The sequence below is a fragment of the Streptomyces sp. NEAU-YJ-81 genome, from assembly GCF_017592595.1.
GTDB classification, from domain to species: domain Bacteria; phylum Actinomycetota; class Actinomycetes; order Streptomycetales; family Streptomycetaceae; genus Streptomyces; species Streptomyces hygroscopicus_B.
In genome coordinates this window covers 282098-296271 of record NZ_JAGFNO010000008.1, presented here as the reverse complement: position 1 = coordinate 296271, position 14174 = coordinate 282098, and the positions used below count along the sequence as shown (strand labels likewise).

The following is a 14174-nucleotide window of genomic DNA, read 5'->3' as shown; positions in this document are numbered from 1 at the left end:
GGCACCTCTCTTCGGGCTTCATGGGCGGTAGGCACGGACGAGCAGGTCGGCGGCGCTTTCGCAGACGGCCGCGGCCTGCGCGTCGGCGAGCGGGCAGGTGCCGTACATCGACTGGTAGAGGCCCTGCTGGACGATCAGGGCCACGAACTGGCGGGCGGCGGTGGCCGGTTCCGGCACGCTCAGCTCACCGCGGCCGGTGCGCCGGCCGAGCATCTCGGCGAGGTAGGTCACCAGTTGCTGGGGTTCTCCCTCGGCGCATGCGGGGCGCAGCGAGGGGTGGCGGGCGACCTCGGCGATGACCAGGCGGCGCAGCGCGGAGGCCCGTTCGTCGAGGAGTACGGCGAGCACCCGGTGGCCGAAGTCGATCAGCGCGGTGCGGGCGTCCCCGCCGTCGTACGCCCCGGGGGGCTCGGTGCCGTCCGGTCCGAGCGCGTACGGGGAACCGGCGGCGAAACCGGCCGCCACCCGCTCCCGCTCCTCCTCGACGGCGGCGATGAACAGCCGTTCCTTGTCGCCGAAGTGGTTGTAGACGGTCTGCTTGGACACGCGGGCCTCGTCCGCGATGACGTCCACGCTCGCCCGGTTGTATCCCTCGCGCAGAAAGACGGCCACGGCCGCCTCCAATATCGCCTGCCGCTTGGCGGGCTGGGGGCCCGCGGGCCGCCCCGCGGCGCTGCGCCGGGGACCGCTGTCCGTCCGCAACCGCCCAACCTCCTCGCTCCGAGCCGGTCTTGCCCTCGATGGACGTGTGAGTCTAGCCTTCGTTTACTGCATTGGACTAGCCCGTCCAGTCCAATTAATTCATCGGCAGATCATGTCGTTTCCGCACCGCTTCACAAGGAGAGCTCCCATGAGCGCACCGGAGAGCAGCGGGGCCCTGAGCCCCCTCACCCTGGCACCGGAGGCGCAGCGGCAGCTGTTCCTGGAGGCCCGGACGGCCAACACCTTCACCGACGAGCCGGTGACGGACGAGCAGGTCCGCGCGATCCACGAGCTGGTCAAGTACGCGCCGACCTCGATGAACCAGCAGCCGCTCCGGGTGGTCCTGGTGCGCTCGGAGGAGGCGCGCGCCCGGCTGGTGACGCATATGACGGGGCGTAACCAGGAGAAGACGGCCAAGGCCCCGCTGGTCGCGGTGCTCGCCGCGGACCTGGACTTCCATGAGGAACTGCCGCGGCTGGTGCCGTTCATGGAGAACCCGCAGCAGATATTCGCCGACCCCGGCATGCGGGAGGCGTCGGCACGCTTCAACACCGCGCTGCAGGTGGGCTACTTCATCCTGGGCGTGCGCGCCGCGGGGCTCGCCGCCGGGCCCATGATCGGCTTCGACCACGCGGCCGTCTCCAAGGAGTTCTTCGAGGACGGGCGGCACGCGGCGGTCTGTGTGGTCAACATCGGCAAGCCGGGTCCGGACGCCTGGATGGGCCGGCTGCCGCGGCTGGAGTACGAGGAGGTCGTGCGCACCGTCTGAGACCTCCGCCGGGAGAGTCGGCCGCCCGCTTCACCGCGCCGAGGGGCGCGGGAGCGGGCGGGCCGGTGGGGCCAGGGGACCCCATGAGCGGTGACCGGTCTCGGCTCAGCTCTCGATCAGTTCATGGAACGCCACGGTGTCGAAGATGTCCTCCATCCTCGCCGCCTTGCCGTCCCGCATCGTCCACGAGTGGACGAAGTCCAGGGTCACGGTCGTACCGCGGCGCGAGGTCACCTCACGGGTGCCGAACACCACGACCCGGTCGCCGTGTTCGATGAACTCCCGCGGCGCGAGCTTCATCCCGCCCAGCACGGTCGGCACATGGGCGAGGAAGTCCTTGATCCCCGCATGGCCCAGCTTGGTGCCGCCGAGCCCGTACTTGGCCATCCCCTCCGGATGGACCCACTCCACATCGGGGTGCATGCCCGACAGGATCCCCTCGATGTCGCGGTCGCGGAAACCCGCGTAGGAGGCGCGAATGGCCTCGATGTTCGCTGATGCCATGGTGGTCGCCACTCCTCAGACGGCGGTGTGCCGCGGCTCGGACGGAAGGTGCTCGGGGTGGAGCGCCTGGAGCGTACGCCGCACGCCCTCGCGCCACGGCACCCGGCAGGGTCCGGTGATCTCGCGCCGCCGGGTGGGGTCGAATTGATAGGTCTCACGGGTGACCTCGCTGGGCACGAGCCGGGCCCGCACCCCGGTGAGCTCCTCCAGATGGCGCACGCAGTCGGTCATCCCGACCGCCTCGTCCCCGCCCCAGTTGACCAGCGTGGCCGGGGCCGAGGCGGCCTTCCACAGATGGGGGACGTGGGCGACGAGATCGTCGGTGTGGAGGAGCGAGCACCAGTTCTGGCCCTCCATGGGCACCGGTATCGGCTCGCCCGCGAGCATCCGCTTGAAGTAGAGCATCGGCACCCCGCCGTAGCCGCCGGGGCCGTAGGCGATGTTGAGCCGGGCGATGGTCGTCGGCAGGTTCAGCACCTGGGCGAACGCCCGTGCCGCGCCCTCGGCGGCGATCTTGCCCACCGGGTAGGCGGGCAGCCAGTCGGCCACCCCGTCGACGGGGTCGTCCTCCGTGTACGCGTGGTCGAGAGTCTGCCGCTTGTAGAGCGCTCCGGTGGAGACGAACAGGAACGCCTCCGCCCGCCGGCAGTGGCTCATGAGCCGGCCGGTGGCCACCGAGTTGACCTCGATGGCCGCGTTGACGTCGCCGTCCTCACCGCGGCGCACCGCCGAGTGGAAGACATGGGTGAAGTCGTCCGGCAGCCCCTCGTACGCCGCCGCGCCCAGGTCGTTCATGTCCCAGTGGAACGTGGTGATCCCCTGGTCGTTCAGCTCCTTCTCGACACCGGGGGTGCCGAACCGGCCCAGACACCACACCTCATTGCGCTCGGCCAGCGCCTCGGCCACCGGCCGGGCGACCTGCCCGGTACCCCCGGTGACCAGGATCTTCTTGCCTTCCACCCTGCTCTTCTCCTTGTGCCTGGCCCGGTCGGGCCGCTGCCTGGCCCGCTCGGGCCTATGCCTGGCCCGCGGTCCGGGCCCGGTCGGCGTCGCCCAGCGCACGGTCGAGTTCCCTGCGCAGAACCGCCTGGAAGGCCGCGACATGCCGCGGGCCCATCAGTGTGTAGTGCTCACCGGGTACGTCCAGATACCGGTTCGGCTCCGTGGTGTGCTCGTCCCACCGGCGCAGCTCGTTCTCCAGCCAGTCCTCCTTGGTGCCGCGCAGCGGGATCGCGTAGAAGACCGTCATGGACCGGGTGGTGCCGCTGGGGTGGTAGTCGCGGCCCAGGGTGGTGAGGCCGTGGGCCAGCTCCGCCCAGGCGCTGAACGTGTCGAGGTCCAGATCGAGTTCGTCCAGCCGGCCGCGCGGGGCGATCCGCAGCAGATGCGCGAGCTGCTCCTCCTGGGGCAGGGGGCGCAGCTCGGCGGGGAGGTCGAGCGACCGCTTCTTGTTGATCAGGTCGAGGAAGAAGGCGAGGTTGGTCGCGGTCTCGACGAAGTCGAGCTCCTCCATGCGGTACTTGATATGCGGCGGGAGGTTGAAGCTGCCGACGAAGTCGACCCGCTCGCCCTGGGCCTCGAGCGCCTTGGCGATCTCGAAGGCCACGGCGCCGCCGTAGGAGTAGCCGGCGACGGCGTAGGGGCCGTGCGGCTGGCGGGCGCGGATGGCCTCCACATAGCACTCCACCATCTCCTCGAAGCTGGTGAAGGGCTTCTCGTGCTCGTTGAAGCCACGGGCGCGCAGCGCGTAGAACGGCCGGTCGCCGACGAAGTACTTGGCGAGGTTGACGAAGACCAGCACCTCGCCGACGCCGGGGTGGACACAGAACAGCGGGGTCTTCTCGCCGCCGGTCTGCAGCGGTACGACCGGGTCGTACACCGCGGCGTCGAGCGTGCCGCCGTCGCCGAGCCGGACGGCGAGCTGCCGTACCGAGGGCGCCGTGAGCACCGTGATGACCGGCAGGTCCGCGACGCCCAGGCGCCGGTGGACCTGGCGCCGCAGCCGCAGGATGTCCAGCGAGGTGCCGCCGAGGTCGAAGAAGCTGGCGGTCGCGCTGATCCGCGCCGGGGCGGTGTCGAACATCTCGGCGTAGATCTCGGCGAGGACTCGCTCGGTCTCGCCCTCGGGCGGGGTGTGGCCGCCGAGCCGGCGGGTGGTCAGCTCCGTGACCCGCTCGATGACGTCGTCGAATCCGCCGGACTCCAGACGGTGACGCATCCGTCGGCGCAGCGTCTTGCCGAGGCTGGTCTTGGGGAAGGCGTCCTTGGGCAGCGGCAGGATGAGGAAGGGCCGAAAGCCCCAGTGGATCACGACGGTGGAGCGCACCGCGGTGATCATGCGGTGCAGCCCGGCCTCGTCGTCGTCCCCCGGTTCCGGGCTGACGGCGATGACGAGCTGCTCGGTGTCGCTGCCAGGGCGGCGGGTCGGGAACGCCGCCACAAAGCCGCTCGCGACATCGTCGAGCTGCTCCAGGGCGGCCTCTATCTCATGGCTGAAGTAGTTGACGCCATTGACGATGACGCTGTCCTTGCTGCGCCCGACGAGGGTCAGCCGGCCCTCGTCGATCCGGCCCAGATCGCCGCTGCGGAACCAGCCGTCGGGGGTGAACGCCGCCTCGGTGGCCGCCTCGTCGTGGTAGTAGCCGGTGGTGATCATCGGCCCGCTGAGCTGCAGCTCGCCGATCTCGCCCGCGGGCAGCGCCCGGTGGTCGTCGTCGGCGACCCGGATCCGCAGCCCCTCGACGGGGGTGCCGAGGTTGGCGAACTCCTGGCCCACGTCGGTGACCGGGAACGCGCGGTTGTAGATGGATCCGGCGCAGGTCTCGGTCATGCCGAAGGCGGGCCAGAGGGCTCCCGCCCGCAGTCCGTACGGAGCGTAATGGGCGAGGAATGCCTCACCGGTCGCGACGACATTCGCCTCACCGCCGCTGACGATATGGCGCAGCGCGCCGAGATCGAGCCCTTCACCACCCGCCGATATCTCCTCCGCTATCTCATGGGCGGCGGAATTGAGCGGACCGAGGAGGAAGTTCGGCGTAAAGGTCATCGTGACCTTGTGGCGGGAGATGATCCGGAGGAACCGCAGCGGCTCCTCGAGAATGACCGCGGCTTCCGCGTGCAATTGCTCGGCGCCCACAGACAACGGCAGCATATGCGCTTCCAAGAGCGCGGCCACATGGTCGTAGGAAATCCAGTTGAAGGTGGTGTCGGCGGCGGTGAGCTGTTGTTTCCCCGCCTTTCCGGCCATCGACGCCAGGATATTTCCATGGGTGAGCGTGACCGCCTTGGAATTCCCGGTGGAACCGGAGGTCAGCACCAGCAGAGCGAGGTCCTCCGGGGTCGCGGCGTGCACGGCGGGCGGCTGCCCGCGCTCGGCGCCGGAGGGGTCCGCGGCCTCGTCCCGCAGCTCCTCCACCACGGCCACCGCGAGTCCGGGCACCGTCGGCAGCTCGGCGCACATCGCCTCGGTGGTCACCAGCAAGGGACCGTCCAACAGCCGGTTGACATGGGCGAGTTGGGCCGTCCAGCGGGCCGGGTCGCCGGAGATGGGCACCATCGGGCAGGGCACGAAGCCGCCCAGCAGACAGGCCCAGAGGGCGGTCAGGAATTCCGGCTGGCGGTCCAGCAGCAGGGCCACCGTGTCCCGCGGCCGCAATCCCCGGCCCCGGAGTGCGGAGAGGAGGTCGAGCGCCGATTCCAGAAGTTCCGGGTAGGACTGCCGCACGGATTCGCTCGCCGTGGGCCCGACCAGATAGCGCACCCCCGAATGGGCGTGGTCGCGCGCCGCCCGCAACAGCAACTGGGCAACCGAGAGCGGCTCCGGGCCTTCCTCTGGTGCCGAGGTATTCAAGGGTTGTGACGTCATTCCCCCCACGGCCCTCTTCCTTCCCGATTCCGAGGCCACGAAGGTAACAGTCCCAAACATTTGTCTCCATGCTGCTCTACCAGCACTCTAGCGAGACTCTAGCGAGGAATTCCCGGGGAGGAGGATTTTCTCGAAGAAGGGTGATCCGGTCCACAGGGAACGATGACTGCACCATGCATCTGTCACCGGCTCGCGCGATTGTGCGCAGGTGCGCGGGCACACCGGAGGCGGACGCCGCCGGGGCGGGCGGCAGCCGAGCGCCACCCTCCCGGGCCGGGGCCGGCCCGGGCTTGACTCCGCAAGACCGCGATATATCGTGTTCGGTAGAGACACGATATGTTGCGTCGCCGTGACGCGTCGCACGTCCAGTCAGGGGAGGCCAGGGATGTCAGCCGGATCACAGTGGTCGATCACCGCGCCACAGAAGCTCACCTTCGACGACCCGGTGTCGACCCTCGACGTCCGTATCGCGGGCGGCACCGTCAATGTGGTCGGCACCGGCAATGGTCCAGCCCGCCTCGAGGTCTCGGAGATCGACGGCCCGGCGCTGAAGGTCTCCCACGTCGACGGCACCCTGAGCGTGGGCTACGACGACCTCTCCTGGAAGGGCTTCCGCAAGTGGCTCGGGCAGTGGAACCGCACCGCCCATGTCACCCTCACCGTGCCCGTCGGCACCAGCGCCACGGTCGGCGTGATCGGGGGCTCCGCCGTGGTCTCCGGGCTGACCGGCCGCGCCGAACTGCGCGGCGTCTCCGGCGACTTCACCCTGCTCGGGCTGACCGGGCCGGTGCGGGCCGAGACCGTCTCCGGCCGGGTCGAGGCGCAGGCCGTCACCGGCGATCTGCGGTTCCACTCCGTCTCCGGCGACCTCACCGTCATCGAGGGCTCCGGGCCCCTGGTACGGGCCGAATCGGTCAGTGGCGACATGGTGCTCGACCTCGCCCCCGCCCCGAAGTGCTCCGACATCGGCCTCACCACCGTCTCCGGCGAGATCGCCATCCGGCTGCCGCACCCCGCCGACGCCGAGATCGAGGCCAACACGGCCACCGGTTCGGTCTCCAACGGCTTCGACGATCTGCGGGTCAGCGGCCAGTGGGGAGCCAAACAGATCACCGGGCGGCTCGGCGCGGGCAATGGCAGCCTCAAGGCCACCACCGTCTCGGGCGCCATCGCGCTGCTGCGCCGTCCGCCGTCCGAGGACGACACGGACACCACCGACGGCACCCAGGGAAAGGTCCTCTGATGCCCCCCGTATTCGCCCACGGCCGACTGCGCCTGTATCTGCTCAAGCTGCTCGACGAGGCGCCGCGCCACGGCTATGAGGTCATCCGTCTGCTGGAGGAGCGGTTCCAGGGGCTGTACGCGCCCTCGGCGGGCACCGTCTATCCGCGGCTGGCCAAGCTGGAGGCCGAGGGCCTGGTGACCCACACCACCGAGGGCGGCCGCAAGGTCTACTCCATCACCGACGCCGGACGCGCCGAACTGGCCGACCGCAGCGGTGAGCTGGCCGATCTGGAGCTGGAGATCCGCGAGTCGGTCGCCGAACTCGCCGCCGAGATCCGGGACGACGTCCGCGGCTCCGCGAGCGATCTGCGGCGGGAGATGCGGGAGGCGGCCCAGCAGGCCCGCTCCTCCGGCGGCACCAGCGGCACCGGCGGCGCCCAGGACAAGCATGGCCCGTGGGAGGGGCCATGGGGCGACAAGGAGACCTGGCGGCAGGCGAAGGAGGACATGCGGCGCGCGAAGGAGGAGTGGAAGGAGCAGGCGCGCCGGGCGAAGGAGGAGAGCCGGCGGGCCCGGCAGGACGCCCAGCGCGCCCGTAAGCAGGCCAAGGACGCGCAGGACTTCGCGCGCGAGGAGGTCCAGCGGATCGCCCGGCGGGTCCAGGAGCAGACGCAGGAGCACATCCGGGCGGGCGACTGGCAGCAGGCGGTGCGCGAGGGGCTGGCCGAGGTGTCGCGCGGGATGAGCCGGATCTCCCGCCAGGGCACCTCGCGCTCGGACTGGGGCTGGGGCTGGGACGACGACACGTCCGGGCCGGAAACCAAGGTCGAGCGGATGGACATGACCAAGCCGGAGGGCGGCGGCAAGGAGGAGAAGCCGACCGGCGGCGGCAGCGGGGACGGCGGCAGCGGGGACGGCGGCAGCGGCGCGGCCGGAGTGCAGGAGCCCGAGTGGGCCAGGGACTTCACCCCCTCGGACGCCCCGGCCCGCGATCTGGAACGGCTGCTCGACCGGCTCCGCGACGACATCCGCGACGCGGCCCGCGACCACGGGGTGACGGACGCCCAGCTTGCCGACGCCCGCCATCACCTGGGGGCGACCGCGGCGCGCATCACCGCGCTGCTCCGAGGTGACCAGGCATAGGCCCGGCCTCCATCTCGCTCAGGACCGGCTTCCGTCTCACTCAGGACGGCTTCCGTCTCACTCAGGACGGCTTCCGTCCACCGCTTGACCTCAACCGCGGTTGAAGTTCCAGGATCGGGGTCGGAGGGGCGCACCACGGGGGGCGCCCCTCCGACCCCGATCCCCTTTTCCTTCTCAGCTCTTCCCGACCGCGAGGAGACCGTCATGTCCGCTCTGCCCAGCTCCGGCCCGCTGCCCGATCTCACCCGGCCCGATGTGGGTGCCGCGCTGTTCAGCACCTGGAGCGTGGGCACGCCGGATCGGCAGCGGGCCGCGGTCGACGCCATCGCCGCCACCTGGGACAGCCGCCCCTGGCCGGCACCCGAGCTGCTCTCCTACAACGTCTACGCGGGTACGGACGGCGATACGCTGATGCACCACTCCCAGTGGGCCAGTGAGGCCGCGTACCACGCCTTCTTCCGGACCCACCGCCAGGAGCGCAACGACGAGATCGACAGCGCGGTCCCGGACCTCAAGCGGCTCGGCCTTTCCTCCTACCGCTACTACCGCGGCTTCCAGGCACCGTCCGCCCAGAGCGATACGCCGGACCCCGGGTCGGCCCCCGGGCTGATCGTCGTCGTCGAGATCGACTTCGACGACCCCGATCCCGAGCTCCGCCGGTCCTGGACCGACCTGGTCATCGAGGCTCTGGAGAACGAGCCCGACCCGGGCCTGATCTCCGCCGACTTCCATCTGATCGGCGACGGCGAGCGCCATCTGAGCACCGACCGCGCCCGGGTGCTCAACTACGCCCGCTGGACCGGCACGGAGACGTACGAGGCGGCCATGGCGGCCGATGGGCCGCGCGGCGGCGGCTCGTCCATCTGGGACCGGGTGCGCGACTTCCCCGGTCTGGTGGGTTCCTCGTCCCGCTCCTATCGCTTCCGACGGAGCTTCGTAGCGCCGTCGGCGGCGTCGTCGCGGAATTCCGCGAATTCGCCGGAGCGCGAGGCCCGGTAGATCATCGCGCGGGCTTCGCGCCAAGCCTCCGGCATATGCTCGCCGCCCTCTCGCCGCCTTCTCGATGCGGACCGGATCCACCGGGTCTGTTCGAATTCCCCCGCGAATCCCCGGCCCCCATTGCGGCCGTGGAGGGCGGCACGGTATTCAGACCGTCAAAACGACCTTGCCGAACAGATCGCCGCCCGCCATCTTCTCGAACCCCTCACGGGCCCGGTCCAGCGGCAGCACCGAGTCGATCACCGGTCGTACGCCGTGGGCGGCGCAGAAGCTCAGCAGGTCCTCCAGCTCGTCCTTCCCGCCCATCGTGGAGCCGACGACCTTCAGCTCCAGGAAGAAGATCCGGTTGAGCTCGGTGGCCTTCGGGTTGGGGCCGCTGGTGGCGCCCGAAATCACCAGGGTGCCGCCGGGCTTGAGGGACTTCACCGAATGCGACCAGGTCGCGGCGCCCACCGTCTCGATCACGGCGTCCACCCGGCGCGGCAGCCGCTCCCCCGGTTCGTACGCGCTCTCGGCGCCCAGCTCGACGGCGCGGGCCCGCTTGGCCTCGTCACGGCTGGTGGCCAGCATTCGCAGACCGGCGGCCGCGCCCAGCACGATCGCGGCGGTGGCCACACCGCCGCCGGCGCCCTGGACCAGGACGCTGTCGCCGGGGCGCACCCCCGCGTTGGTGAACAGCATGCGGTACGCGGTCAGCCAGGCGGTGGGCAGGCAGGCGGCCTCCTCGAAGGAGAGCTCCTTGGGCTTGGGCAGCAGATTCCAGCTCGGGACGGTCACCTTCTCGGCGAAGGTGCCCTGGTAGCGCTCGGTGAGGATGGAGCGGGGCTCCTTCGGGCCGACGCCGTGTCCGCTCTGGCCGATGACGGAGTGAAGGACGACCTCGTTGCCGTCCTCGTCGATCCCGGCCGCGTCGCAGCCGAGGATCATCGGAAGCGACTCCTCGCCGAGGCCCACACCGCGCAGTGACCACAGGTCGTGGTGGTTGAGCGAGGCGGCCTTGACGTTCACGGTCGTCCAGCCTGGCCGGGCCTGCGGCTCGGGGCGCTCCCCCAGTTCGAGGCCGCTCAGCGGCTGGTCACGGTCGATACGTGCGGCATAGGCAGCGAACATGATCCCGACCTTAGGCCGCACGGCGACCCCACGGAACCACGCCACGGTGTGACCCCGCTCGCCCACCGCGGACAAGCCCACGGGCCGGTCCGCCCCTCCGGCTGAGGGGCGGACCGGCCCGTGATGGCACAGTCCGCGATGGCCCGGCGCGGGATGGCGCCTGGGCCCTGGCGGGCGTCAGCGGCGGGCGACGCCCTCCGCGCGGGCGGCCGCGGCGACGGCCGCGGTCACGGCGGGGGCGACCCGGTCGTCGAACGGCGAGGGGATGACCTTGTCCGCGCTCAGCTCATCGGCCACCACCGCGGCCAGCGCCTCGGCGGCCGCGAGCTTCATGCCCTCGGTGATCCGGGAGGCCCGGACCTGGAGGGCTCCCGCGAAGATGCCGGGGAAGGCGAGGACGTTGTTGATCTGGTTCGGGAAGTCGCTGCGCCCGGTGGCGACCACGGCCGCGTACCGGTGGGCGACGTCCGGGTGGATCTCCGGGTTGGGGTTGGCCATCGCGAAGATGAAGGCGCCCGACGCCATCTTCGCCACCGCGTCCTCCGGCACCGTGCCGCCGCTGACGCCGATGAAGACGTCGGCGCCGTCCAGCGCGGCCTCCAGGGATCCGGTGAGCCCGGCCTTGTTGGTGAACCCGGCCAGCTCGCGCTTGACGTCGGTGAGGTCCTCACGGTCCTGGGAGACGACGCCCTTGCGGTCGCACACGGCGACATCGCCGATGCCCGCCTCGGTGAGGATCCGGGCGATGGCCACACCGGCGGCGCCGGCGCCGGAGATGACGGCGCGGAGCTGGCCCAGCGCGCGGTCCGTCAGCCTGGCGGCGTTGCGCAGCGCGGCGAGGGTGACCACCGCCGTGCCGTGCTGGTCGTCATGGAAGATCGGGATGTCGACCCGCTCCTGGAGCTTGCGCTCGATCTCGAAGCAGCGGGGCGCGGAGATGTCCTCCAGATTGACGCCACCGAACGAGGGCGCGAGCCGGGCGACGGTCTCCACGATCTCGTCCACGTCCCGGCAGTCGAGCGCGATCGGCACCGCGTCGACACCGCCGAACTGCTTGAAGAGGATCGCCTTGCCCTCCATGACCGGGAGGGACGCCTCCGGGCCGATGTCGCCGAGCCCCAGCACCGCGCTGCCGTCCGTCACCACGGCGACGACCTGGGACTTCCAGGTGTAGTCGTGGACGAGCTCGGGCTGCTCGGCGATGGCGCTGCAGACCTTGGCCACGCCCGGTGTGTACGCGAGGGACAGGTCGTCCCGGTTGCGCACGGGCACGGTCGCCTGGACGGCCATCTTGCCGCCGCGGTGCAGGGCGAAAGCCGGATCGAAGGGCTCTTCGCCCGTCACGCCGTCGGCTCCTTCGCCACTGCCGCTTGTGCTGTCGCTGCGAGGATTGACCATCTCCGCTGCCACTGTTTGACCCCTTTGTCGTTTTTCTGTCGAGGGTATCCGCCCCAGGTTCGGAGCGGGCGGGCACCGCGTCGTCCCATTCAGCGGATGACCACCGCATGGGTCTGGGTACGGACGCCGGGCGCGTCGCACACACGCCCTGAGCCCCGGGTGAGGGGTGCCGTCTGTTGTACCTGAAGCGCGCGTCGAGCGACGAGCGAGTTCTGGTGCGATGACGCCGGAAAACCGGGCATTAAGGCTGGAGGCGGGCGAATCTCTAGGGAAAGTCCATGCCTCCGTCACGCGCTGTTCTCCGCGTGATCATGAGCCCGCCCCGCGTCTCCGGCCGTCGCTGTCCGGCCGGTGCCGCTGTCCGGTTGTGCACCACGGGGATCGCCCGTTATCCGATTTTGACATGGCCAGCGGCCCGCACGGGCCCGTCCGATGACAAGATGCCCCAATCACACGAGATCGCGACACCCACAAACGTGTTCCCTGGATCTCACCCCCTCACCCTGCCGGAGGAACCAGCATGACCGCCAGCTTCACGCCCCGTGGGGCCACCCTGAAGTCCCGGATGGCCTCCGTCGGCGCGATAGCGGTGGCAGGCGCCTTGCTGCTGACGGGCTGCGGCGACCAGACCGACAAGGTCACCGGTGGGTCGAACACCAACGCGGCCCCGCTCTTCAACCAGCTCCCCAAGGAGATCCAGAGCGCCAAGGTGATCAAGGTCGGCTCGGACATCAACTATCCGCCGGTCGAGTTCAAGAAGAACGGCGAGGTCATGGGCATCGACCCGGACATCGCCGACGCCCTTGGCAAGCAGCTCGGGGTGAAGTTCGAGTTCAACAACGGCACCTTCGACACCCTGCTCTCGGGCCTGCGCTCCAAGCGTTACGACATCGCCATGTCGGCCATGACCGACAACAAGGGCCGCCAGGAGGGTGTCGACCCGGACACCGGCAAGAAGGCGGGCGAGGGCGTCGACTTCGTCGACTACTTCACCGCGGGTGTCTCCATCTACACCAAGAAGGGCGCCAACACGGGGATCAAGACGTGGGACGACCTGTGCGGCAAGAAGATCGTCGTGCAGCGCGGCACCGTCTCCCACGACCTGGCCAAGGCCCAGTCGAAGACCTGCCAGAAGAACGGCAAGGGCAAGATCTCGGTCGAGGCGTTCGGCAATGACACCGAGGCCCAGACCCGGCTGCGCGGCGGTGGCGCCATCGCCGGCTCCAGCGACTTCCCGGTCGCCGCGTACGCGGTGAAGACCTCCGGCGGCGGCAAGGACTTCGAGCTCGTCGGCGACCAGGTGGAGGCGGCCCCGTACGGCATCGCCATCGCCAAGAAGAACACCCAGCTACGCGATGCCATCAAGCAGGCCCTCGCCCTGATCATCGCGAACGGCGACTACGACAAGATCATCGCGAAGTGGGGCGTCAAGGAAGGCGCGGTCACCAAGGCCATCATCAACGGCGGCAAGTGATCCGGCCCTCCCCCGTCCCCACTCGCGCTGAAAGGCACCATCCGTGACACAGAAGATCGAAAAGGCGGATCCGGCCGACGCCCCGCCGCCGGCGGCGCCGGAGAACATCAAGGCCATCCCGGTGCGGCACTACGGCCGCTGGGTCTCCGCGGTCATCACCATCGCCGTGCTCTTCCTGCTCATCTCCGCCTTCGCCCGCGGCGATGTGAACTGGGACGCCATTCCGGACTACTTCTTCGACGGCGAGGTCCTCAGGGGCGTCCGCAACACCGTCTGGATCACCATCCTCTCGATGGTGCTCGGCGTGGTCCTCGGCATCATCCTCGCCGTGATGCGGCTGTCGAAGAACCCGGTGACCGCCTCCATCGCCTGGGGCTATATCTGGTTCTTCCGCGGCACCCCGGTCTATGTGCAGCTACTGGTCTGGTTCAACCTCGGCCTGGTGTTCGACTACATCAACATCATGCCGATCTACAAGGACGAGTGGTCGGACTTCATGACCCCGTTCCTGGCCGCCCTGCTGGGTCTGGGCCTGAACGAGGCCGCGTACATGGCCGAGATCTGCCGGGCGGGCCTCCAGTCGGTCGACGAGGGTCAGTCCGAGGCCGCCCAGGCGCTCGGCATGAGCCACGCCAAGACGCTGCGCCGGGTGGTGCTGCCGCAGGCGATGCGGGTGATCGTGCCGCCGACGGGCAATGAGTTCATCAACATGCTCAAGACCACCTCGCTGGTGATCGCGGTGCAGTACTGGGATCTGCTGCAGGCCACCTCCGAGGTCGGCCAGAACTCCGGTGCCACGGCGGAGATGCTCTTCCTGGCGGCCGCCTGGTACCTGATCCTCACCTCCGTCCTGAGCGTGGGCCAGTACTACCTGGAGCGGTACTACGCGCGCGGCTCGAGCCGCAGCCTGCCGGCCACCCCGCTGCAGCGGGTCCGGGCCAATCTGCTCTCCTTCAGCAACCGCTCCGGAGGTGTCGGCGCATGAC

General features: G+C 70.0%; 12 protein-coding genes. 6 read left to right on the top strand and 6 right to left on the bottom strand.

What is annotated here, in order from left to right:
• Nucleotides 1-18 precede the first annotated feature (18 nt).
• Nucleotides 19-702 (bottom strand): TetR/AcrR family transcriptional regulator, encoded by a 684-nt coding sequence (locus tag J5X86_RS20805; protein ID WP_208518247.1) that lies wholly within the window; start codon nucleotides 700-702, stop codon nucleotides 19-21.
• A 148-nt stretch (nucleotides 703-850) separates the two neighbouring features.
• On the opposite strand from J5X86_RS20805, the gene J5X86_RS20800 reads away from it, so the two are divergent.
• Nucleotides 851-1471, top strand: a complete 621-nt coding sequence (locus tag J5X86_RS20800) for a malonic semialdehyde reductase (protein WP_243980890.1) — start codon at nucleotides 851-853, stop codon at nucleotides 1469-1471.
• A gap of 105 nt (nucleotides 1472-1576) precedes the next feature.
• Here the strand turns inward: J5X86_RS20800 and J5X86_RS20795 are convergent, their stop codons facing one another.
• The 3 genes from J5X86_RS20795 to J5X86_RS20785 are packed head-to-tail and all read right to left on the bottom strand — an operon-like array spanning nucleotide 1577 to nucleotide 5840.
• The gene (locus J5X86_RS20795) at nucleotides 1577-1975 is read right to left on the bottom strand and encodes a nuclear transport factor 2 family protein (protein ID WP_208518246.1); all 399 of its coding nucleotides are present in this window, start codon (nucleotides 1973-1975) and stop codon (nucleotides 1577-1579) included.
• A 15-nt stretch (nucleotides 1976-1990) separates the two neighbouring features.
• Nucleotides 1991-2935: an NAD(P)-dependent oxidoreductase gene (locus tag J5X86_RS20790; protein WP_208518245.1), complete on the bottom strand. Its 945-nt coding sequence runs from the start codon at nucleotides 2933-2935 to the stop codon at nucleotides 1991-1993.
• Between the two features lie 55 nt (nucleotides 2936-2990).
• The gene (locus J5X86_RS20785) at nucleotides 2991-5840 is read right to left on the bottom strand and encodes a non-ribosomal peptide synthetase (RefSeq protein ID WP_208518244.1); all 2850 of its coding nucleotides are present in this window, start codon (nucleotides 5838-5840) and stop codon (nucleotides 2991-2993) included.
• Nucleotides 5841-6225: 385 nt separating this feature from the next.
• On the opposite strand from J5X86_RS20785, the gene J5X86_RS20780 reads away from it, so the two are divergent.
• The 3 genes from J5X86_RS20780 to J5X86_RS20770 all read left to right on the top strand — a co-directional run bounded on the left by J5X86_RS20780 (nucleotide 6226) and on the right by J5X86_RS20770 (nucleotide 9206).
• A complete protein-coding gene (locus J5X86_RS20780) occupies nucleotides 6226-7083 on the top strand; it encodes a DUF4097 family beta strand repeat-containing protein (RefSeq protein WP_208518243.1) in 858 nt (285 codons plus the stop codon).
• Nucleotides 7083-8207 (top strand): PadR family transcriptional regulator, encoded by a 1125-nt coding sequence (locus J5X86_RS20775; RefSeq protein ID WP_208518242.1) that lies wholly within the window; start codon nucleotides 7083-7085, stop codon nucleotides 8205-8207. The genes J5X86_RS20780 and J5X86_RS20775 overlap by 1 nt, the downstream gene beginning before the upstream one ends.
• Nucleotides 8208-8411: 204 nt before the next feature.
• Nucleotides 8412-9206 (top strand): antibiotic biosynthesis monooxygenase, encoded by a 795-nt coding sequence (locus J5X86_RS20770; protein WP_208518241.1) that lies wholly within the window; start codon nucleotides 8412-8414, stop codon nucleotides 9204-9206.
• 147 nt (nucleotides 9207-9353) lie between these two features.
• On the opposite strand, the gene J5X86_RS20765 is transcribed toward J5X86_RS20770, so the two are convergent.
• Together J5X86_RS20765 and J5X86_RS20760 are read right to left on the bottom strand one after the other, a co-directional pair.
• Nucleotides 9354-10316: a zinc-binding dehydrogenase gene (locus tag J5X86_RS20765; RefSeq protein ID WP_208518240.1), complete on the bottom strand. Its 963-nt coding sequence runs from the start codon at nucleotides 10314-10316 to the stop codon at nucleotides 9354-9356.
• 177 nt (nucleotides 10317-10493) lie between these two features.
• On the bottom strand, nucleotides 10494-11726 hold the full coding sequence (locus tag J5X86_RS20760) for an NADP-dependent malic enzyme (RefSeq protein WP_208518239.1): 1233 nt from the start codon (nucleotides 11724-11726) through the stop codon (nucleotides 10494-10496).
• A gap of 508 nt (nucleotides 11727-12234) precedes the next feature.
• Here J5X86_RS20760 and J5X86_RS20755 point away from each other — a divergent pair.
• Together J5X86_RS20755 and J5X86_RS20750 are read left to right on the top strand one after the other, a co-directional pair.
• The gene (locus J5X86_RS20755) at nucleotides 12235-13188 is read left to right on the top strand and encodes an ABC transporter substrate-binding protein (RefSeq protein ID WP_208518238.1); all 954 of its coding nucleotides are present in this window, start codon (nucleotides 12235-12237) and stop codon (nucleotides 13186-13188) included.
• A gap of 43 nt (nucleotides 13189-13231) precedes the next feature.
• The gene (locus J5X86_RS20750; RefSeq protein ID WP_208518237.1) at nucleotides 13232-14173 is read left to right on the top strand and encodes an amino acid ABC transporter permease; all 942 of its coding nucleotides are present in this window, start codon (nucleotides 13232-13234) and stop codon (nucleotides 14171-14173) included.
• Nucleotide 14174: the final 1 nt, after the last annotated feature.